This is a genomic window from Sphingobacterium sp. R2, assembly GCF_040760075.1.
Classification (GTDB): Bacteria; Bacteroidota; Bacteroidia; order Sphingobacteriales; family Sphingobacteriaceae; genus Sphingobacterium.
Genome location: NZ_CP142884.1, coordinates 4,299,856 through 4,320,362, shown reverse-complemented (window position 1 = coordinate 4,320,362; position 20,507 = coordinate 4,299,856). Strand labels below are relative to the sequence as shown.

Below are 20,507 nucleotides of genomic sequence, written 5' to 3'. Positions count from 1 at the left end.
GCGGGCTGACTGATTGCAGCATGCCTGCCTTAAAGAAAATACAAACGCATGAAAAAGAACATGAATCGGATGCAAAAAATAGGCTATACATTACTACTGGCGGGCTTGCTGTCGGCTTGTGGTCGCACCGAAAAGCCAATTGATCTGACGCCAAAAAATCCGGCTAAAGCCAGTACTTACCAAACCACAGTAATACAAGAGAAAGTGATGTCTAGCAGCGTACGCCTGCCCGGTAAACTCAAACCCTTTAATGAGGTAAATATCTATGCCAAGATGAACAGCTTTGTGAAGCATATCTATGTGGATAGAGGAACTCTTGTAAAAAAAGGACAGTTGCTGATGCAGCTGGAGGCACCCGAGATGCTTGCTGCGGTACAGGCGGCGCATTCCCGTTTTGTGCAGGCACAGGAAACGGCTTCGGCAAGTAAGGATAAATATAAAAGGCTTAAAAATGCAGCGCAGGAGGAGGGGGCAGTGTCGCCGCTTGATCTGGATAATGCCCTTTCGAAGATGAAAGCGGACGAAGCGGTAGCGATGTCCGAGAAAGCGAATGTGGAGGAAGTTGAAATGTTGCAGTCTTACCTGAATATCAAGGCGCCTTTCAATGGCGTCATTGTGCAGCGTAACGTCTCCGAAGGAGCGCTCGTAGGACCGGGAAAAGGGAATGATCAACCGCTATTGATCTTGCAGGATCTCCATAAGCTCCGGTTGGAGGTACAGATTCCCGAGACGTATGTCGATAAAGTGGATCTCGCGAAAAAAGTGACCTATCGTTTCAATAATACGCCAAATAGGGTGTTTGAAGGGATGATTGCGCGTTCGGCAAATTCTCTGGGCGCCATGCAGTCGGAAGCCATAGAGGTGGACGTGCCCAACTCGGACAATAGACTCAAGCCTGGGCTCTACTGTGAGGTGGATATTCCCTTATCTGCAGGAGCTAATTCACTATTGGTGCCCTCCAATAGTATTGTGCGTTCGACAGAAAGGCAGTATGTAATTCAGCTCAAAGACGGCAAGACGCATTTTGTGGATATCAAAGAGGGGGTGTCGACACATGATTCGACCGAAGTTTTTGGAAAGCTGAATAGGAATGATCAGATCTTGCTGCACGCCAACGATGAAATCAAAGAGGGAGTCAAACTGCCTTTGGAAGAGTAAGCATCAGCCACTGGCTGATCCGTATGAAAGGCCTCCACGAGGCCTTTCAAACTTTTGTTAGCCTTGGGTTGCGACCAATAACTCAGACGTTATACCCAAAAATTCATTTTCCGCAGCACAGCAATCGGATGCAACTATTCGCGTTTAAAAAAAAGATGATTTATTATCATTTTTTAAAGCACAGACCGTCGCTTTTGGCACGATTATTTATCGATATTTATACTTTCATCGCATTCGTTTGGGCGTAACGACTATGGTTTAAAATTTTTAGAAGATTTATATTTATGCAAGGCACAATAGACAGGATAGACAGCGAGCATCACCGTTCGCAGGTGTTCCGTTTAACCTACAAAGGACAGGATTACCAGTTGGTGTTGTTAAAAAAATCTTTATCAAAGCTCGATACGGAGCTGCCAATTTTGCTCGATGGAATTGATCAAAAATTAGTAAGGAAAGGCGATAGCTGGTTTTTTGAAAATATGCATTCCGATCAACATTTTGCTACGGAGATCTGGCGTAATCTATCGCTTCGGTACCGCCTGTAAGCAAAAATTTGATCGTTCATAGTCTTCCTGTGGAAAACAAAAGAATTGTGCAACTTAGCCAACCTCGAGGCAGTTTGTTGTAATTGTTTGATTTTCGCCATCTATTGTTTCTATTTAGTCACCACCGTCGTTGATCGATGTGCTAAATTTGTCTTATAAATAAATTGATATGGAGACAAATAAAGTATGGTTTATAACGGGAGCGTCCAAAGGTATGGGGCTGTCGTTGGTCAAAAAACTCATTGAAAAAGGCTATCGCGTAGCAGCGACAAGTCGAAAATTACACGCTTTAATTGACGCAGGGGGGAATGTAGACATGGCGCTTTTTTTACCTCTTGAAGTGGATTTGACAAATGAGAAAGCTATCCGCGAAGCTGTCGCACGTACCGTTACTCACTTTGGGAAAATTGATGTTTTGGTAAATAATGCAGGCTACGGGATAGGGGGGGCGGTTGAAGAAATAGATCAGCAAGAAATCAAAGATAGTTTCGACATTAATGTTATGGCTGTCATCAAAACGATGCAGTCCGTTATGCCTTACTTCAGGCAGCAACGATCGGGCAACATCATTAACATTTCTTCTATTGCGGGGTTTGCCCCGGGAATTGGCTGGGCAATGTATGCTGCTACAAAATATGCGGTAACAGGGCTTTCGGAAGTCATGGCAGAAGATGTAAAGGAGTTTGGCGTGAAGGTGACGGTGGTGGCGCCGGGGGCTTTCCGCACCGAGTTTCTGCAAGATAGTTCGCTTGTTTTGGCCCAAAAGAAAATTGATGGCTACAGCGCGGTGAGGGCCTCCCATGAAAAATATGTCGCAATGCACGGGACACAGATTGGCAATCCCGAACTGCTGGCTCAGGTTTTTATCGATCTGGCAGAGCATCCCAATCCTCCTGTGCGCCTCTACCTAGGAAGCGATGCCTACAAAAGGGCAGCGGAAAAAATCAAGTTACTTTCGGAAGAGCTGGAAAGCAATAAGCCTATTTCTTATTCGACTGATTTTAATGCAATGTCGTAAGCGACAAATAGAGACGTTGTCATTATCAGTGACAACGTCTTATTTGATTTTCGTATATTCAATGCATGGAAAAATTGCAGTCGCTGGAGGAATTTTATCAGTCTAAATTTGAACGTATTCCGGAGAACATCCGTCATGGGGTAGGGCATTTCAATGTCTTTACAATTGATGAATATATAGGGAAGCATACGAAGCCAGTCGTCTATAGCCGAAAAGATTATTATAAGATCACCCTAATTATTGGTAAAAACAGAATACATTATGCCGACAAGGTGATTGAAATAAAAAAGCAGGCCTTGTTTTTTACCAATCCGCAGATTCCTTACAAATTTGAATGGATTGACGATTATAAATCGGGATTCTTTTGTGTGTTTACGGCATCGTTCTTTCATCATTTTGGTAACCTCAACGACTACGAAGTGTTTAAACCCAACGCCTTACCCGTATTTGAGCTGACGGATGAACAACTGGAAGATATTAAGCAGGTGTATAGGAAGATGCAGGATGCCTTATATTCGGAGTATGTACATAAATACGATCTGCTGAGAAATCTTGTGTTTGATCTGCTTCATTATACGCACGGCATGCAGACGGCGTCTAAAGTGGCAAAGAAGCAAGCAAATGCATCTCAACGGATAACCCATATGTTTCTGGAACTCTTAGCGCGTCAGTTTCCGATTGAGGATGCGCGCCAACGGATCGGCTTTCGCTCGCCCTCGGAATTTGCAGCACAGCTCGCCGTCCATGTTAATCACCTAAACCGCGCCGTCAAGGAAACCACCGAAAAAACAACCTCCACGATTATTGCCGACCGTCTGCTGCAGGAGGCCAAAATATTGCTGCGGCATACGGAATGGAATGTTTCCGAAATCGCTTATTCGTTAGGTTTTAAAGAGGCTACTCATTTCAGTAATTTCTTCAAAAAAAAGATGCAGATGACACCGCTCCGCTTTCGGGAAATGGATATCGTCGGTTAAATCTGTGATTATTGAACTATTTGTGGTCCTCTTGTGTTCTCTAAAGAACTGTAGATACATTGTAAAGATAAATTTAAACTGCAAAATATGAATGGATTGAATAAAAATATGCTGGGCGGACTGGTCGGTGCGCTTGTACTTAATGTAGTCCATACTGCTGCCAAACGGTTTGACTCCAAAGCTCCTGAAGTGGATAAAGTGGGGGAGGAGGCGATGCAAAAAACGGCGCGCTTTGCGGGTTTTAAACCGCCAAAAGGTAATGCATTGGTCGCGGCTACATTCGGTGCGGACGTCGCTTCAAATGCGATGCTGTATACGCTTATCGGATATGGCAGTCAGAATAACCTGCTGCTCAAAGGGGCGCTGCTGGGAACGTTGGTCGGCGTAGCCACATTGACTATCCCAGAACAGGCTGGACTGAATGCCGAACCAATAAAAAAGACCGATCGTACCAAATTAATGACCGTGGCATGGTATGTAATCGGCGGAATAGCGGCTGGACTGGCAATAAAGGCTATGGGAAAAAAATAATAATCGATTGCATCACGTTATGCACAGGGAGATTACGCTGCGCATAACGTGATGAGTTGATAAACAGTTTTATGCTGGCGAAGTGGCAAAGCGTAGGCATTAATCTAAAATAAAATTTTCCTGATCCTTCGTCAGCACAATCGGATCTGTCATTATTTTTTGCACATCGCTGAAACTGGCATTTCGAAAGTTCGCGACAAATTGCTCTAGATGAAAGGTGTTTTTGGGTAAGAAAGATGAGGCATTATTCTGCGCGTTATCCTGAAACTTTGTTATGATAGGCTGCATCAGGTCGTTATAATTCTTACAAGCAACGGCGAGATCATCTGGATCTAAAGCAATATAATGGGCTAAAGCTTTTGCGCCATAAATTGAAAGTGAAGCCCCCATGCCGGATAGCGCTGTAGGACAGTAGCCTGCATCGCCCAGCAGTACCATTCTTCCGTTGACCAGATTTGACGTATGTACCATGCCCATCTTGTCGATGAAAAATAAACCTTCGTCCAAAAGAGTATCAAGCAACTGATTTACTTCAGCATTGTAATTGCCAAAAACATGGTGAAGAATGGAGGCTGCGTTGTTTCTTAACCCGTGGAGGTCTTCAAAACTGCGTATATAACATTGGATGGCAATCTCATCTTCTGCGATGGGATAGATCGACAGCATTTTGTCTACATCGATATAGATTTTGAAAGCACCTACTTTCTTGTGGTGATAGCGCTTCAATCTGCCGCCTACGTACAGCATATTGAAGTCCTCAAATTGAACGTCTTTAAAATACTGCTGCCGAGTAGCAGAACGTAGTCCTTCCGACACGATAATCAAATCGACACACAGGGTCTTCCCGTTTGAAAGCTTTACTTCTGCGTAATCTCCCTTTTCGTTGACTTGTACCAGCGTGGTGTCAAAAAGGATTTCGACATCGCTCTTAATGGCGTCGTGCAATACCTCGTGCAATCCGCCCCGCGATATCAAAACCGAGCGTTCGATGTTTTCATTCATTTTGTCATAAGCGATGCTTTGGATGATGGTCTCGTCGGTTTCCACAAAATCAACGGTCTCGGAAGGGGATGACGCTGACTTGAGGGCTTGGGTAAGTCCGAGCTCGTCCATGATTTTCACACCGAAGCTTTTTAAAGATATAAGGAATCCAGCCTTGCTGAATGCGGGCGTGCGATCCACCAGCGTAACACGATGACCTTGCTGCGCCAAGAAGTTTGCTGCGGTTAAGCCGGCAATTCCGGCACCAGTAATTAAAATATGTTTTTTCATTGCACTATTTTTTAAGAATTAATGCAAACTTATGTATACTTTTAAGGCTAAAATAGTTCAATAAAAAGCAAAATTAGTCCAATAAAATGAGTGGTGTCGGTAAAAATGAAGAAATGAGCTATTGGGCCGATCGCCTGGGCGTTTCGCTATCGCCCGACAGACACGAATTGGAAATGCTCGAACTGAATGAGCTCAAGATGGTCGATCTGTTGCCCGAAATGCTGCTTATGATTCGTTCGGTGATGGCCAGGCAAACCTTTTGCTTTCGAAGGGAGCCGATCAAAATTATCGAACATGGTGTATCCATTTCGTTTCAGAATATCATTCATTCGGCCTCAACTCCGCAGGCACAACCTCATGTCCGCATCGTACCCCTGCACGTGGCAACCGAGTTGACATTTCCAAAAGCCGTCAATATCCAGCAGGTAACCATTCTCGTGAGCCTCGATTATTTAAAAAGTTTCATTGGAAAAGCACACCGGACATTCGATTATTTGTTTGATAATGATAAAACGCTTTGGATTGAGGAATTTATGTCGCCAGAAATAGCGGCAATCGCCAATGAGCTAGCAAATTCTAGTGATAGGGCGCCGCTTTCTGATGCTTTTTATAGGTTGAAATCACTTGAGTTACTTTTTCATCTGTTTAAAAACCTTTCCGCAAGAACGCAGGTGACGCATCAGCAATTGACAAAATATGAACTCGAATCGATCTATCGGGTGCGGGATCAGCTCGCAAACTACATGGACCGGCCATTTCTGCAGGAAGAATTGGTAAAGATAAGCGGAATGAATGTCATTAAACTTCGTAAGCTGTTTACACAGGTTTTTGGGATGGGAATGTATCCATATTATCAGCGTCTGCGCATGCAGGAGGCTGGGCGGCTTTTAAAGGAAGAATTATTGTCTGTTTCTGAAACTGGCTACCGCTTGGGATTTAGCAATTTAAGTTATTTTGGCCGATTATTCGAAAGCCATTTCGGATCTAAACCGAAAAAATGGATGCAGCTTCACAAGCATGTTTCTTCCGGATCTAAAAAATTCCGCGATACATTCTGAGTCTATTTTGACATGGCTTCCAACACTTTTAAATGCGATCGAAAAGCAGTCCCAAAGCTGCGGAATTCGTTGTACTGTATTTTATATTCGCTACACGTCTGCTTGACAATCCGGTTGAGTGCTGGATAATGGACGTGGCTAATCTTTGGAAAAAGATGATGCTCCACCTGAAAATTGAGTCCGCCAAGCAACCAGGTGAGTACCTTGTTGCGGGTAGCAAAATTTGCGGTGGACTGGATCTGGTGGATCATCCATTCTTCTTCGACCTTAGACTGGTCAATGGTTTTAAATTCGGTCTCCTCAACCACATGGGCCAGTTGAAATACAGTGGCCAGACTCATCCCACATACCGCACCTGAAATCAGCAATCCGATAAGAGTGGGCAGCCACCCCACGAAGATGACCGGAATAATGACAAATAAGCTGATGTGAACAAGCTTACTGACCCAGAAAATAATACGCTCGCTGAGCGGAAAATGAAATCGCTCAATTTTATCACCCATACGGCCACGAAAATACTTCTCATAATCCTGGTAAAAGATCCATGCTAAATAGGAAATCCCATAAAGCAACGGAAAGTAAAACCGTTGATAGCGGTGGTGCTTACGCAGTTTCTGGTCGTGATGTATACGCATAAACTTGACCTCGATATCGTGGTCTTCGCCATCGATGTTGGTGTAGGTATGGTGGGCGATATTATGTTTGAGTTTCCAAAAGTAGATATTACCGCCCAATAGATTGAGCGAGTAGGAAAGTAAAGTATTGAGGCGTTTGTTGTCTGAAAAAGAATTGTGCCCCGCATCGTGCATGATATTAAAACCAATGGCAGCCAGGTTGATGCCAAAAATCAGGCATAATACGATGGCAACGCTCCAGTGCAGGGGGGCGAATACGAGCAGGCTATATAACACAATGAAGCTGATGAGCAGGATAGCCGCTTTCAGATAAATTTTACGATTCCCTGTTTTGGGTTGTAGTGAACTTTGAAAATACGTATTGATTTTTTGTTTTAGCGTTTTAGAGAACAATGTATTTACATTGCTGAATTTTACAGACTGGGACATTTGACTTTTTACGGGAGAGATATGCTTTCTTTTTTTACGATTCGATCTTGAGTGATTGAATTGGTCTAAAGGTACGCTAATTTATTCGAACGACGATCATAATAAAGTTAAAGATTGTTAAAGCCTATCGTTCTCCTAAATTCAAGGGGTGAAACCGATGTCTTCTTTTTAAATAACCGATTGAGGGACTGTGGCTGTTCAAATCCAAGCTGATAGGCGATTTCGGCGACAGAAAGTTGAGAACGTGAAAGCAGATCTTTTGCTTTTTCGATGACCTTATGCTGGATGTGGTTCTGTGCGCTGTCACCAGTTTGCGCTCGCAGTAGATCGCTTAAATAGTTTTTTGACATATGCAGCCGTTCCGCAAAATACCCTACCTGCGGAAGGCTGGTACGTGCTGTGTCGGAGTCAAAGTATTCATCGAGCAGTTGCTCAAACCGGCTAACCAATGGTATATTGTGTACCTTACGGGTAGTAAACTGACGGTCATAAAAGCGCTGTGCATACACCAGTAACAACGCTATAAAACTGACAATGGCATCTTGGCTGTAGCTGTCAATCGTGCTTTCATATTCGCTCAAAATTCCCTTTCCGATCGTTCTGATCTGCTGCTTTTCCTTTTCGGATAGGAAAAGTGCTTCATTGACTTCATAGTCGAAAAAGCTATAGCTACCGATGTTGTTTGCCAGGTCATAGGTGCGGATAAAATCTGGATGGAAAACAACCGAATAGCCAACTTTGACATCAGAGCTCGTCGGATCTACAGTAATGGTCTGCCCGGGCTTGAAGAAGGTCATTAGCCCTTCGCGAAAGTCGTAGTGATGGGGGCCATAGCGCAATACGCACTGTGCATCTTCTTTGACGGAAATGCAATACAGATTGAGCAGAAAGGTGGTTTCTACCGATGGATGTGTATGCTTGTTCTTCGAGAAATCGATGATACTGAAAAGCGGATGCTGCGGTTTGGGCAACTGCAATGCTTCATGATACTCCGCGATGGAATTTACCTTAACAAATGTTGGTTCTTTCTTTGACATGTTCGTAGTAGCTATCAAATATCTTTAACGTTTTTGTATTGCCTAGCGTATGATAGGCTAATTTAAGTAAAATGTCATGCGCTTTGGGCAAACATGACATTTATATTTTTTACGATTGCAGCGGTATACTGACATCGCGCGATCCGGTATCTAATCCTACAGGTAGAATAGCTTCAATGCGCTGTAGCTCTTCGGGAGTCAACAGGATTTCGGTCGCTGCGATATTCTGTTCTAGATAGCGCACCTTTTTAGTTCCAGGGATAGGCACAATGTCTTTTTGGATGAGCCAGGCAAGGGCCAGCTGTGAGGGAGTAACTTGTTTTTCTTTGCCGATTTGTTCAAGCTCGCGTACGAGTTCCAGATTTTTGTAAAACTGCTCGCCCTGAAAGCGTGGAATAAGTCTGCGAAAATCATCTGCTGGAATATCGTCCGGCGACTTGATTTCTCCTGTAAGAAAGCCGCGGCCCAAAGGGGAGTAGGCCACCAGTCCGATGCCCTCCGTTTGTGTGAGTTCGTATACACCGTTGGTTTCCACCTCACGTCCGAAGAGGGAAATTTCATTTTGCACAGCCGTAATCGGATAGGTCGCATGTGCTTTTTTTATTTGCTCGGCACTGACTTCTGATATGCCTATATACCGCACCTTACCCGCTTTGACCAGTTCGGCCATGGCACCGACAGTTTCTTCAATAGGCACATTGGGGTCGGGTCGGTGCATATAGTATAGATCAATGACGTCGGTATCGATATTTTTTAGGGATCGTTCGATTGACTTCTGGATATAATCTGGCCGGCCATTTATACGCCAGGTCACTTGACCACTGGCATCAATCTCAAAGCCGAATTTGCTGGCGATGATAAACTCATTCCGTTTCCCCCTGATGGCCTTGGCGATAAGCTTTTCGTTTTCAAAAGGACCGTAAAGATCGGCAGTATCCAAAAAGTTTCCACCGAGTGCTAAGGATCGATGGATGGTCGCAATGGATTCTTTTTCGTCGGCCTTACCGTAAATATCGCCTGTGGATGCAAAACTGCTCATGCCCATACAGCCGAGACCTATCATTGGAATTTCTAGCCCTTGGCTGCCTAGTTTTCTTGTTTTCATTTGCTGCTATTTTTTTGTTACTCAAAATTACAGTGAAAGATCTGTTGGGTACTTACCCCAATTACAGAATAATGTAACCGAATTACGGATCGTAACGTATACTTCCCCGAATGACTTTCCATACGTGCTCTAATGATAAGAGCAAGGTACCCTGCGTCTAACTAAAAGTATTTGCGCAGCAATTTGCTGCATAAGGTAGTGGCCGAACCCCGCGTTCGACCTTTTTAATATAGGCTATTTGACATTGGAACATGTAATACTTCGATTCTGGCAGTGGCTTATTAGGATGGTCGTCCAAGTCCGATAAAGGTGCCAGCTTTTGTAGGATTTAATCTGTTCCAATAATTGTAATACTAATAATATTATAAATGTGTACCTTTACCAAGGTTCATAAGAGCCGCTAACTTTAATCAACTGTATGATTAACTTATATGGTGCGGATTCTACCTTTACGGTATCCCAAAAACATCTCGATCAGGCGCTTGAACAAGCCCGTATGGGCTTTTGGGAAGTAGGCTTGGTAGAACATAATTATATGTCTTGCACGGATCAGTGCAAAAGAAATTTTGGGTGGGACACGACTAAGGAATTTAGTTACAGTGATATGCTGGGCTGTATCGTAGAAGAAGACTTAGAGGCGATGCAAGATTGCGTGGCTCGATCTATTGAACTCCACATTCCCTATAGCGCGCAGTATCGTGTACGTCATACCGATAATAGCATACATTGGATTGAGGCGCGTGGATGGGTCACTTATGACGAGACAGGTTATCCGCAGGTCATATCGGGTACAACGCTTGATATTACTGAAAAGAAAGAACTGGAAATTTTGCGCGATGAAATGTTAAGCATTGCCATGCATGAAATCAAGACTCCGCTGTCATCTGTGAAAGGAACGCTGCAGATGCTGGAAAGGAAATTGGAAGTGCAAGAAGATACGCTATCGAACAAGCTGGTTCAGAATGCACTTAAAGCCACCGAGCGTATCAACCGATTGCTAAATGAAATGGTTGCGCCTGTAATGGTGATGGCCAGGGGAATTGCATTGGATAAGACCCAAATAAATCTATCACAGCTCGTACTTGAAATAAGTGAAAACGCTGGACTGGTGTTTCCTGAAAGTGATATACAACTGCATATACCTGAACAGGATGTCTTTCTGCATGCTGACGGATATCGTATCGGACAGGTCATCACAAACCTGATCAATAATGCGATTAAGTACAGCGATGGAAAATAGCCCGTGCACGTCAAGATGGCAGCCAATCAGGACGGAGTATCGGTGCTGGTGAGTGATCAGGGGATTGGCATAAAACCTGAAGATCGGAAAAAAGTATTTGAGAAATTTTATAGGGCCAATCGTGAGGGGCATATTGAAGGACTTGGTATCGGACTTTTTCTATGCGCCGACATCATATTGCGGCACGGTGGTCAGATCAAAATCCTTGAAAAGGAAGGTCCAGGTACGGATATCTCGTTTACACTTCCTTATAACGGGTAAGGCCGTAACTCTTCGATAAATACACCCGCTATGTAGACACCTGACTTGGATAGGTATTGGAGTTTTACAAACCACTTTAACGTAACATGTCAAGTCGAAATATCTATTTTCATTTATTTAAAACTATTGTTATTGAATGCAAGTTCTGAATTAAATGAACGGAAGAATGACTTCCTTTTTTCTGTTCATTAAAAGATGGAAAAAGATGAAAAGAAAAATAATAGTTTGCGATGAGAGCTCAATGGTATTGGAAGCCCTTTCGTTGGTTTTAACGGATAAGTATGAGGTGTATACCATTTCCCAGTCAAAAAAGCTGATAGGTGCAGTTGAAAGCATTCATCCCGATATCGTGCTCATGAGTGCAGAAATGCATTGGCAGTTTGATGGCAACCAAATCGTAAAAAGTCTTTTTACTAAAACCTTTAAAACTATTCCAGTGATCATGATGTCTGCCAATCCGACGGACAGTGAATCTGCAAAGGCATGGGGTGCTGACAGCTTTTTACCAAAACCTTTGGACTTAAATGAGCTATACTATCAGCTCAACAAATGTACAAAAATGACATGCCGATCGACTGCTTGATGGGCATCAGAGGCAGGTGTAGCTTTCAAATTTTTCGTTTGAATAGCGATGCAGCATAGTTGACGAATCAGCATGCATGGGGTATGGTAAACCAAAAGTTACTGCCTTCGCCCGGTGTGCTGTCCACGCCGATATCACCGCCATGCCGACGCACGATTTCAGCAGAAATATACAGCCCTAGCCCGAGCCCAGAGTATTTCTTTCCATCCGGATAGACGCGGTAATAGCGTTCGAAAATTTGATGCTGTAGTTCTCGGGCAATGCCTTCGCCATAATCGCGAACATGAATCTTGACATAATCTGCCTTATTTTCGATCCGCACATCAATTTTATAGGATTCGGGCGCATATTTGATCGCATTATTGATCAAATTGGAAAGGACTTGTTCGATACGCTGCTCATCGGCATTGATCAATGTGTCGAGATCCCCGATCAAGTTGAGCTGATGCTTTCCAATTATATTGATTTCTTGAAAACACGACCGAATTACATCCGCCGCTACCATGGGTTTTCTATCAAGTTTTAATTCACCTAAGCTGATGCGGTGCATGTTGAGCAGATCATCGACGAGCGCTGTTATTCTTTTGATACTGACGCTCGACATTTCAATCAATTTTCTTATGTTAACATCTGCTGATTTATCTTTGAGCATCTCCAGCATTTGTATCGTACCACGTAGACTGGTAATAGGAGTTTTGAGCTCGTGGCTGGCGATACTGAGAAAATCTTCTTTTTGAGCTTCGTAATTTTTGCGTTTGGTCACATCTACGGTTACGCCGATCAGGTCTAATGGTTTTCCTTCGGCGTCATAGCGGGGTAGCCCCGAGGAATTGATCCAATGTAGCGACCCATCGGGCCATCGGGTAAGATATTCAGCCTGATAGGTGATATTTTTAGCAATGGCTTCCTTAACTTTTTGTTCTACCGCCTCACGATGCTCTGGGACGATGGCCTGCATAAGGTCCTTAAATTGCAAATCTTCTGTTGTTGGAAGACCGAAATGAGCTTTGCAGGTGGCGGATGCCTGGTTTTTCCAGGTTTGAATATCCAGGTGATAGGTACCCAATTCTCCTGCTTTCAATGCGATTTCCAATTGCTGGTTGAGCCCCTCAAGATGTTCTTTCTGTAATATACGCTCGGTTACGTCATTGGCGATAACGATGATTGATTCTGTATTTCCATCTTCGCCCTTAACGGGTTCATATATAAAATCAAAATAATGTTGACTCACTACACCTTCATAATCAAACAGCACTGGCGCTGTATCACCAATGTAGGTTTCGCCATGCATAAATACGTTGTCGAGAATTTCAAGGTAGGGCTGATCGTGCAATTCTGGCAATGCAACCGCCAGCGGCTTCCCGATTACAGCAGTCGTTTTGCCCCAGATTTTGAGCACCATATCGTTGGCCACTTCAATGTTCATTTCCCGCCCTGTTAAAATGGCGAAAGCAATCGGTGCTTTGGTAATAAATGATTTTAAACGCTGCTCGCTCCTTTTTAGATTCTTATTGAGTAATAGGCTGATATCGTAGGATTTATACAGTTTGCTGTTCGAAAGCGTGAGCTGTTCGTTGGCAGCTTCCAGTTCACTGTTGAGGTCGAGTAGCCGCTGCTGCATATTGGCCAGGTTGGTGTTGGTGGAAGCCATTTCTTGTTCGTTTTCAATGGCTGCATAACGTAAAGCGACCTGATCCATTGCAGTACGGGCAAAGGACGCCAGCATACGCTCTTCGGCGGCACCAAATTCGCGATGTTGATCATCAGCAATACTGAAAGTACCGATATGAAATCCGTCGGGAGTGATCAATGGGGCAGCAGCATAGAAGCACAATCCATATACCTCGCTAAAATTAGCCTCCGGTCTGACCAGCACTTCGCCTTGCGGGATGATCTGCGATAGCAGGCTATCGGTATGGCTAATCTGTATCGGATCAATGCCGATGGCTGACTTAACAAAGATACGTTCTGCGTCAATAAAGGATAGCAGCAGTACCGGCGTCTGGAACACCTGGGCCGCTATTTCCAACAGCCCATCAAAAATATTTTCGCAAGGGCTATCCATAATTTCGTAACGCTGCAGTGCGGCAATCCTTTGCATCTCCCTACGTGGTGTAGCCGCTTCGCTGAATACATCTTCTGTCATATGACCGGATTATCTTTGTGTAAAGATAACCCAATCTTGGCAGATATGCTATGCCGATGCAATAAAATTAATATTAACGAACAGTGTTTAATACCTCCACCTCCTGAAATGTAAAACCCACGCGTATCGCCTTCAAACCTATCAGACCTTGTAGGTCTTCCACCTCAAACTGTTCGATATCAGTTTCAAGCAGGCCTTTGTGCTGAAGCAGGTTTATATAGCCCAGATATTCGGTTTCTTCGTGAATGGTGGAATAGACTATGACCAGTTTTCCTTTTTGGGTAATGCGTTCCGATTTTCCTTTAATCTTTGCTTTGTCGATGCGTTTCTTGGCAATTTCATACCGTACATTATAGGAACCGTCGATATCAAACTGTTTTTCGTCCATCCGGAAACGGATGGAAATAGGTGTTGCAAAGACAAGTACAAGCGAGGTCACCTCCAGCTGATGTGGAAGTGAGGGCTGCAGCACCTTAAATTCGTGTTCCATTGCACACATGACCTGCAGTTGCCATAAGCGTAAGTTGCGCAGGTAATACAGCTCAAAGTTGCGGTCGGGTGCAATGGATGCACCGATATACATATTGTGCTCGATACCATCCGTTTTATAGCGTTCGTAATAGTGAGGGAAATATTCCTGGGCTTCGACCTGTTTCTCGTCCAACACGGCCACGAGCTTTTTGTTGATCAGCGTGATGGAACTGTCGTAATCGCGACGTGCCTCATAAAAGCCGCCGATTGCTGGGTTGATACGGTTGAAATAACGGTCAATTGCATCGACAATGTTGGCATCTCGGTTGCTTTTTCGGAAATTCTCCAGGATAGGATGGATGTCAGCGTTAAAGTAATCGAGCATCTGCTGTTCGGTATCGGTCAGCAGCGCATGCTGCAGTGCCGCCAGGTTTCTTTCCAGGTCGAAAATCTTCTGCTCAAACAGGGGTAATTTTTGTGTTTGATTGATGGCCCTGAATAGCGTGATCAGATCGCTGTTTTGGTTGTACAGATCTTGCCGTATCGCTTGGTTGCGCGATTCGGATGACCCCTGCACGTCGATCTGTCCGTAAAGTGGATAGACATGATCGAAGACAATCTCCTGCAGGGCATAGTCTTTCCCGAAAGCGTGGTCGTTAATAAAACGGACAGCTTCTTCCTGAAACCGCCATTTGACACTTGGGTGGATGGAGGTATATTCCTTTTGGATCACAGCCTCGATCTGATTTTCCGTTTCGGAAAATGCTTTCGACACTTTATCTTTAATAAAAGGCAAAATAAAGTTGAGCTTGTTGGCATTGACCGAATTGAGCGCGCGTACCCGCGACGATGACAGCTCCAGCAGTCCCAAAACTTTTCCGCCCTCAATAAGGGGCACAAAAATAAAGCTCTTGACCTGCTGTTGCTTCAGCTTATTGATAAAATAAGCCTGTTTCGGATCGGTGATGGGCATCTTATCAATATCGGGTACGACAAGATATTCATCTTTTGTAAGCAGACTCTCGAGGGTATCGCTGCAGAGCATCTCTTCACACTCGGTGATGGTGGAATCATAGAGCAGATGGCTGTAAAGCTGCTTTTCGACAATCCGTAAGTTGTATTCGTTTCTGACCTTTTCGAATGAGGTAAGCCCAATACGCAGGTCGCTAATTTTGTAGATAGACCTAAATATGCTTTCAATTTCTGCCAGCTGGATTGCACTCTTCTCGCGGAGTAAATTACTTTTAAAGCTCGATACCGCATTTTCAATGGTGGCATCAAAAAGGGTCATTATGGCAAAGCCCTTTAAGATCCAGCTCCGTTCTGGGAATTTGGATTTCCATAAGTCAATATCCGAAAAATTGTCGATCAGTTCAACAATATCTTCTTCTGAAAGATGGACAGCGCGTTCGGTGGGGATGATATCCATAAAATCGGCATTGAATAATACGCGGTAATGATGGATGATATTATTTTTATCTGGAATATCCAAAAATTGGGGTGCATCCATGGCATCTACCTTAAAGCCATAATACTGGCTGATAATGACGCAGCAATTGAGAATATAGTAGGTGTCGGCAGAGATGTCACGAAGGGTGAATTCAAAGTGATCGCCAGCATCGCTTAAGATTTTTTCGAGCCTTGCGGTGTGATTGAACGTGTAGAGATGAAAAGGGATAGTAACGGCCTTGATCTCATTGTGTGTTAGTGAACTTGGGAACAGGTCGGCCAGCAGTACCCTGATGATAGGCTCGTAACCCAACAGCTCGTCAGTTTTCTCCACACCTTCGATAAGTTGGGGGTACTTCTTGATTTCTTCCAGTAACGCACGAGCGTAAACGGACTGAAACTCGACGGGCGATAAGGCAGCCCTTTCAAAGGCGGGTATAATTTTGTGAAAAGCGATCAGGGTTTTGAACGGACTGGAATCAAAGGAGAAGTTATACTGCATAGTGGTTGTTCCTGACTAAATTAGATTACTGCTGGAAGATGTACAAAATTAAAAAATAATCGGCGATTGCGGGATGGATTTTTAATACATTTTTCCATAAAACCATCAAACTGTATGGGCATGCGCTTGTTCTATACGTAAAAAAGCTTGAGCTGTTGTAGCAGATCGGAGAGGATGAGTAAAGCGATGTTGCTTAAAGCGGCGATAAACTTGCGCTCGTCGATTGGGAACGCAGGCAGAGGTCAGCGGACTGGCCACATCGACAAAGATATAATAACGTATATAAAAATTAAAAACTAATACCATGGAAGAGAGAACAACATTTACCGGGATCCCCGTGACTAATGACGAAGGAATAGAAAAGTATTTTGATTTTGAAGTAGGTAGGGAGGAAGGCCAAAACGAATATGCACGTATTACAATGGATGGCTGCCAGCTCATCTTAGATGAACAATTGGCTTACCTCAGCGGAGATCTGCCGAAAGAATGGCACAGGCCAGCGATCGATAAACTACTCTTTTTATTGTCGGTGGACCGTAATAGTGATGATAGCGCACAAGCGTAATAGGTATAAACAAAAAAAGCTCATCGTATGATGAGCTTTTTTTGTACCTAGGGCGGGAATCGAACCCGCACTCCCTTAACGGGAACAGGATTTTAAGTCCTGCGTGTCTACCAGTTCCACCACCTAGGCAGGTGAGCGAAAAACGAGATTCGAACTCGCGACCCCAACCTTGGCAAGGTTGTGCTCTACCAACTGAGCTATTTTCGCATTGGAATTATTATTCTTTCAATCGGTCAGAACATTGCGTTCTTCCTTTTCGGTGGTGCCAGCTGGATTCGAACCAGCGACACAAGGATTTTCAGTCCTTTGCTCTACCAACTGAGCTATGGCACCTTTTCAACGTAAGCTGTTTGCCTTATTGATGATGCAAATATAGACGGATTATTTGAATTACAAAAGTCAAAAGTGCTTTTTTTTGCGTTTAAACGCCAACCTGCTGATTTTTAAGTAAAAAAAATAAGGGGCTATCCGAATGGAATAGCCCCTGTATAGTTGGTTGACGCAGTTGATTACGACAATTTACCAACTTCTAAGACCAAATCAACAATTTTGTTTGAATAACCCCACTCGTTGTCGTACCAAGATACCACTTTAACGAAGTTGTCATTTAATGAAATTCCAGCTTTAGCATCGAAGATTGATGTGCGTGCATCACCTAAGAAATCTGAAGAAACAACTTCGTCTTCAGTATAACCCAAGATACCTTTCAATTCACCTTCAGAAGCTTCTTTCATTGCAGCTTTGATGTCTTCGTATGAAGCACCTTTGTTTAAACGTACTGTCAAGTCAACAACTGAAACGTCTGCTGTAGGAACACGCAATGACATACCTGTCAATTTACCTTTCAATTCAGGAAGAACCAAACCTACTGCTTTAGCAGCACCTGTAGATGAAGGGATGATGTTTTGGTATGCACCACGGCCACCTCTCCAGTCTTTTACTGAAGGACCATCCACTGTCTTTTGTGTTGCAGTTACGGCGTGAACTGTAGTCATCAAACCTTCAACGATACCAAATTTATCATTCAATACTTTAGCGATAGGCGCTAAACAGTTTGTTGTACATGAAGCGTTTGACACGATGTTCTGATCAGCTTTCAATTCTTTATGGTTAACACCCATGACAAAAGTAGGGGTGTCGTCTTTTGCTGGAGCAGACATCACCACTTTCTTAGCACCTGCGTCGATATGTTTTTGAGCCAACTCTTGAGTCAAGAAGAAACCTGTAGATTCGATGATCACTTCAGCACCTACTTCATTCCATTTCAAGTTTGCTGGATCTTTCTCAGCTGTAACGCGAATAGTTTTTCCGTTAACAACCAAATTACCGTCTTTTACTTCTACAGAACCGTCAAATTTGCCATGTGTTGAATCATATTTCAACATATAAGCCATATAGTCTGGTTCAACTAAGTCATTGATACCAACAATTTCAATTTCTGGACGATTGATTGCTGCTCTGAATGCTAAACGACCAATACGGCCAAATCCGTTAATTCCAATTTTCATATTCTTAATTTTTATTGATATAATATTTAATTAAATTGTGTATTGGTTCTTTTACTACAGATCCAATACTGATATTAAATTCTTCTGTGGCAACTTCCCGGAGGATGTTCTCATAATTGAACGCTACTGAACCCGTAAAGTTTACATCACTGTCGGGATATTCTTTCATTAGCGGTTTGATGTAAGTTTTTATAAACGTGCGAAGCCCGTTTTTAACCAATTGATTGATGAATAAATGATCTTTGTTGTCGAGGACAAAATCAGTGAATGAATTTAGAAAATTTGTCGGTTGAGGTGCAAAATACACCCGCTCCAAAATCATTTTCTTATCGACATTAAATTGTCTTTCCAACTTGTCCCGAAGATCTATAGGAAGAGACTCCGTCATATAATGTTTGAGCAGCTGTTGGCTGTTCCAATTTGTCGCCCCCTCATCGGCTAGGATGTAACCTAGGCCATAGTTGTTATCAATGATTTTTTTTCCTGTATAATAAGCTGCATTCGATCCACTGCCTATAATCCCAATAATGCCCTTTTCGTCGCCAAACGTAGAAATCGCCGAAGCGATTACATCATGGTCTACGCGCACACGAGCGTTGACAAAAAAACGTTCCAAGACATTCTTTATTTTATCCTTGCGCTCCTTGGACGATGACCCGGCACCAAAAAAATAAATCCGCTTTATTTTCTCGGCGTTGTTGATCAGATTGGTGTTCTTGTGCAGGTGCTGTAGTATGGAACGCTCATCTTGAAGATAGGGATTGATCCCGTTCATGCGAAAACCAGTGGTTACACGGCCTTTATCGGCCAATCTCCAGTCCGAAAATCGCGATCCACTATATACTACTGCTATCATGTCTGTTCAATTTATGATTATAAAATCTCAGCCATTTCCAATAAATCAGGGCTAAGTTTGATTTCCTTATTGCTGATTGCTTCTTCAATTGGAGTTGTCTGGATTTCATTGCCACGGAGTCCAACAGTAACACGTGTATTCCCTGCCAACAATTCATTGACAGCAGCAAAACCCAATCGACTAGCAAGCACGCGGTCGAAACTCGTTGGAGCACCACCACGCTGCAAATGCCCTAATATACTAACTTTCGTGTCGTAATGATCAAACTTTTCCTTTACTTTTTTCGCTACATAATATGCTCCACCGTTTTGGTCGCCCTCAGCAACAATAACGATAGAGGATGATTTCTTCTTAATCGCCCCATCTTCCAGGTGGCGGATCAGATCGTCAATAGCCGTTTCTTTTTCAGGAAGTAAAATCGCTTCGGCTCCGCCTGCAATACCGGCATTTAAAGCGATGCAGCCTGAGTCTCTACCCATTACCTCCACAAAGAAAAGACGTTCATGCGAAGCAGCCGTATCTCTGATTTTATCAATGGCTTCGATAACAGTATTATTGGCCGTATCATACCCAATGGTATAATCCGAGCCATACAAATCGTTGTCTATTGTTCCGGGTATGCCGACAACAGGAATGTCAAATTCTTTGGAAAAAAAGTTTGCACCTGTAAAAGATCCATCACCGCCGATCACCACCAAAGCTTCAATACCGGCAGCTTTAAGATTGTCGTAGCCTTTTTGACGACCTTCCGGCGTTTTGAACTCCATGCAGCGCGCCGTTTTCAATATTGTACCACCACGTTGGATGATATTGCTGACCGAGCGCGTATCCATTTCTATAAAATTGGCATCGATCATGCCTTGATAACCTTGGTAAATACCAGTTACTTCTAATCCTTTATGTAATGCTGTACGAACTACAGCACGTATACAGGCATTCATGCCAGGAGCATCACCTCCAGATGTTAAAACGCCTATTTTTTTAATTTCTTTTATCACACGCAATATTTTAGGTGATACGAATATAAGATTTTTATAGTGTATATTCTACACTTTGAGTAAATTTTTCAATATTTTTTTGCGCATCACGTTTAGGAAGCGTATAATTGTTACAGATAACCCGAAGATTAGTAACCGCTAAATTTAGCTCAGTATATTGCAC

General features: G+C 43.3%; 19 protein-coding genes and 3 tRNA genes. 10 read left to right on the top strand and 12 right to left on the bottom strand.

Annotation, left to right across the window (positions count from 1 at the left end):
* Positions 1-48: 48 nt before the first annotated feature.
* The 5 genes from VXM68_RS18035 (at position 49) to VXM68_RS18015 (ending at position 4,229) form a co-directional block, all read left to right on the top strand.
* Positions 49-1,158, top strand: coding sequence for an efflux RND transporter periplasmic adaptor subunit (locus VXM68_RS18035; protein ID WP_367209564.1), 1,110 nt, complete (start codon positions 49-51; stop codon positions 1,156-1,158).
* Between the two features lie 284 nt (positions 1,159-1,442).
* Positions 1,443-1,703: a hypothetical protein gene (locus tag VXM68_RS18030; protein WP_367209563.1), complete on the top strand. Its 261-nt coding sequence runs from the start codon at positions 1,443-1,445 to the stop codon at positions 1,701-1,703.
* A gap of 169 nt (positions 1,704-1,872) precedes the next feature.
* The gene (locus VXM68_RS18025; RefSeq protein ID WP_367209562.1) at positions 1,873-2,721 is read left to right on the top strand and encodes an SDR family NAD(P)-dependent oxidoreductase; all 849 of its coding nucleotides are present in this window, start codon (positions 1,873-1,875) and stop codon (positions 2,719-2,721) included.
* Positions 2,722-2,786: 65 nt separating this feature from the next.
* The gene (locus VXM68_RS18020) at positions 2,787-3,698 is read left to right on the top strand and encodes a helix-turn-helix domain-containing protein (protein WP_367209561.1); all 912 of its coding nucleotides are present in this window, start codon (positions 2,787-2,789) and stop codon (positions 3,696-3,698) included.
* A gap of 87 nt (positions 3,699-3,785) precedes the next feature.
* Complete coding sequence (locus VXM68_RS18015; RefSeq protein WP_367209560.1) at positions 3,786-4,229, top strand: hypothetical protein; 444 nt, start codon at positions 3,786-3,788, stop codon at positions 4,227-4,229.
* A 99-nt stretch (positions 4,230-4,328) separates the two neighbouring features.
* On the opposite strand, the gene VXM68_RS18010 is transcribed toward VXM68_RS18015, so the two are convergent.
* The gene (locus VXM68_RS18010) at positions 4,329-5,501 is read right to left on the bottom strand and encodes an FAD-dependent oxidoreductase (protein ID WP_367209559.1); all 1,173 of its coding nucleotides are present in this window, start codon (positions 5,499-5,501) and stop codon (positions 4,329-4,331) included.
* 86 nt (positions 5,502-5,587) lie between these two features.
* On the opposite strand from VXM68_RS18010, the gene VXM68_RS18005 reads away from it, so the two are divergent.
* Entirely contained in the window at positions 5,588-6,559 is a 972-nt protein-coding gene (locus VXM68_RS18005) for a helix-turn-helix transcriptional regulator (protein ID WP_367209558.1), read from the top strand.
* 2 nt (positions 6,560-6,561) lie between these two features.
* Here VXM68_RS18005 and VXM68_RS18000 read toward each other — a convergent pair whose 3' ends face one another.
* The 3 genes from VXM68_RS18000 to VXM68_RS17990 form a co-directional block, all read right to left on the bottom strand.
* Positions 6,562-7,623 carry an acyl-CoA desaturase gene (locus tag VXM68_RS18000; protein WP_293953928.1) on the bottom strand — a complete coding sequence of 354 codons (1,062 nt, stop codon included), beginning with the start codon at positions 7,621-7,623 and terminating at the stop codon, positions 6,562-6,564.
* 107 nt (positions 7,624-7,730) lie between these two features.
* The gene (locus tag VXM68_RS17995) at positions 7,731-8,660 is read right to left on the bottom strand and encodes a helix-turn-helix domain-containing protein (RefSeq protein ID WP_367209557.1); all 930 of its coding nucleotides are present in this window, start codon (positions 8,658-8,660) and stop codon (positions 7,731-7,733) included.
* A 109-nt stretch (positions 8,661-8,769) separates the two neighbouring features.
* Entirely contained in the window at positions 8,770-9,765 is a 996-nt protein-coding gene (locus tag VXM68_RS17990) for an aldo/keto reductase (RefSeq protein ID WP_367209556.1), read from the bottom strand.
* Between the two features lie 418 nt (positions 9,766-10,183).
* Here VXM68_RS17990 and VXM68_RS17985 point away from each other — a divergent pair, with 418 nt between their 5' ends.
* The 3 genes from VXM68_RS17985 (at position 10,184) to VXM68_RS17975 (ending at position 11,849) form a co-directional block, all read left to right on the top strand.
* Positions 10,184-11,005: a PAS domain-containing protein gene (locus VXM68_RS17985; protein ID WP_367209555.1), complete on the top strand. Its 822-nt coding sequence runs from the start codon at positions 10,184-10,186 to the stop codon at positions 11,003-11,005.
* Between the two features lie 15 nt (positions 11,006-11,020).
* A complete protein-coding gene (locus VXM68_RS17980) occupies positions 11,021-11,266 on the top strand; it encodes a sensor histidine kinase (protein ID WP_367209554.1) in 246 nt (81 codons plus the stop codon).
* Between the two features lie 205 nt (positions 11,267-11,471).
* A complete protein-coding gene (locus VXM68_RS17975; protein WP_293953938.1) occupies positions 11,472-11,849 on the top strand; it encodes a response regulator in 378 nt (125 codons plus the stop codon).
* A gap of 67 nt (positions 11,850-11,916) precedes the next feature.
* On the opposite strand, the gene VXM68_RS17970 is transcribed toward VXM68_RS17975, so the two are convergent.
* Both VXM68_RS17970 and VXM68_RS17965 read right to left on the bottom strand, forming a co-directional pair.
* Complete coding sequence (locus VXM68_RS17970) at positions 11,917-13,995, bottom strand: ATP-binding protein (protein WP_367209553.1); 2,079 nt, start codon at positions 13,993-13,995, stop codon at positions 11,917-11,919.
* Positions 13,996-14,068: 73 nt separating this feature from the next.
* Positions 14,069-16,417 (bottom strand): GAF domain-containing protein, encoded by a 2,349-nt coding sequence (locus tag VXM68_RS17965; protein ID WP_367209552.1) that lies wholly within the window; start codon positions 16,415-16,417, stop codon positions 14,069-14,071.
* 304 nt (positions 16,418-16,721) lie between these two features.
* Between VXM68_RS17965 and VXM68_RS17960 the strand changes: the two genes are divergently transcribed.
* Positions 16,722-16,982: a hypothetical protein gene (locus VXM68_RS17960; protein ID WP_293953944.1), complete on the top strand. Its 261-nt coding sequence runs from the start codon at positions 16,722-16,724 to the stop codon at positions 16,980-16,982.
* 44 nt (positions 16,983-17,026) lie between these two features.
* On the opposite strand, the gene VXM68_RS17955 is transcribed toward VXM68_RS17960, so the two are convergent.
* The 6 genes from VXM68_RS17955 to pfkA form a co-directional block, all read right to left on the bottom strand.
* Positions 17,027-17,111, bottom strand: a tRNA-Leu gene (locus VXM68_RS17955).
* A gap of 5 nt (positions 17,112-17,116) precedes the next feature.
* Positions 17,117-17,189: transfer RNA gene (locus tag VXM68_RS17950), tRNA-Gly, on the bottom strand.
* A 53-nt stretch (positions 17,190-17,242) separates the two neighbouring features.
* Positions 17,243-17,315, bottom strand: a tRNA-Phe gene (locus VXM68_RS17945).
* 176 nt (positions 17,316-17,491) lie between these two features.
* Entirely contained in the window at positions 17,492-18,490 is a 999-nt protein-coding gene (gene gap / locus VXM68_RS17940) for a type I glyceraldehyde-3-phosphate dehydrogenase (RefSeq protein ID WP_293953961.1), read from the bottom strand.
* 4 nt (positions 18,491-18,494) lie between these two features.
* On the bottom strand, positions 18,495-19,346 hold the full coding sequence (locus tag VXM68_RS17935) for a hypothetical protein (protein WP_293953963.1): 852 nt from the start codon (positions 19,344-19,346) through the stop codon (positions 18,495-18,497).
* Between the two features lie 17 nt (positions 19,347-19,363).
* Positions 19,364-20,344: a 6-phosphofructokinase gene (pfkA, locus tag VXM68_RS17930; protein ID WP_293953965.1), complete on the bottom strand. Its 981-nt coding sequence runs from the start codon at positions 20,342-20,344 to the stop codon at positions 19,364-19,366.
* Positions 20,345-20,507: the final 163 nt, after the last annotated feature.

What these genes read in the sequence shown, in the direction of transcription:
- VXM68_RS17970 (WP_367209553.1), bottom strand. Translation starts at nt 13,995, where the DNA reads ATGACAGAAGATGTATTCAGCGAAGCGGCTACACCACGTAGGGAGATG.
- VXM68_RS17975 (WP_293953938.1), top strand. Translation starts at nt 11,472, where the DNA reads ATGAAAAGAAAAATAATAGTTTGCGATGAGAGCTCAATGGTATTGGAA.
- VXM68_RS18015 (WP_367209560.1), top strand. Translation starts at nt 3,786, where the DNA reads ATGAATGGATTGAATAAAAATATGCTGGGCGGACTGGTCGGTGCGCTT.
- VXM68_RS17935 (WP_293953963.1), bottom strand. Translation starts at nt 19,346, where the DNA reads ATGATAGCAGTAGTATATAGTGGATCGCGATTTTCGGACTGGAGATTG.
- VXM68_RS18025 (WP_367209562.1), top strand. Translation starts at nt 1,873, where the DNA reads ATGGAGACAAATAAAGTATGGTTTATAACGGGAGCGTCCAAAGGTATG.
- VXM68_RS17960 (WP_293953944.1), top strand. Translation starts at nt 16,722, where the DNA reads ATGGAAGAGAGAACAACATTTACCGGGATCCCCGTGACTAATGACGAA.
- VXM68_RS17995 (WP_367209557.1), bottom strand. Translation starts at nt 8,660, where the DNA reads ATGTCAAAGAAAGAACCAACATTTGTTAAGGTAAATTCCATCGCGGAG.
- VXM68_RS18010 (WP_367209559.1), bottom strand. Translation starts at nt 5,501, where the DNA reads ATGAAAAAACATATTTTAATTACTGGTGCCGGAATTGCCGGCTTAACC.
- VXM68_RS18000 (WP_293953928.1), bottom strand. Translation starts at nt 7,623, where the DNA reads ATGTCCCAGTCTGTAAAATTCAGCAATGTAAATACATTGTTCTCTAAA.
- VXM68_RS18005 (WP_367209558.1), top strand. Translation starts at nt 5,588, where the DNA reads ATGAGTGGTGTCGGTAAAAATGAAGAAATGAGCTATTGGGCCGATCGC.
- VXM68_RS17990 (WP_367209556.1), bottom strand. Translation starts at nt 9,765, where the DNA reads ATGAAAACAAGAAAACTAGGCAGCCAAGGGCTAGAAATTCCAATGATA.
- VXM68_RS17980 (WP_367209554.1), top strand. Translation starts at nt 11,021, where the DNA reads ATGGCAGCCAATCAGGACGGAGTATCGGTGCTGGTGAGTGATCAGGGG.
- VXM68_RS17985 (WP_367209555.1), top strand. Translation starts at nt 10,184, where the DNA reads ATGATTAACTTATATGGTGCGGATTCTACCTTTACGGTATCCCAAAAA.
- VXM68_RS17965 (WP_367209552.1), bottom strand. Translation starts at nt 16,417, where the DNA reads ATGCAGTATAACTTCTCCTTTGATTCCAGTCCGTTCAAAACCCTGATC.
- VXM68_RS18035 (WP_367209564.1), top strand. Translation starts at nt 49, where the DNA reads ATGAAAAAGAACATGAATCGGATGCAAAAAATAGGCTATACATTACTA.
- VXM68_RS18030 (WP_367209563.1), top strand. Translation starts at nt 1,443, where the DNA reads ATGCAAGGCACAATAGACAGGATAGACAGCGAGCATCACCGTTCGCAG.
- VXM68_RS18020 (WP_367209561.1), top strand. Translation starts at nt 2,787, where the DNA reads ATGGAAAAATTGCAGTCGCTGGAGGAATTTTATCAGTCTAAATTTGAA.
- gap (WP_293953961.1), bottom strand. Translation starts at nt 18,490, where the DNA reads ATGAAAATTGGAATTAACGGATTTGGCCGTATTGGTCGTTTAGCATTC.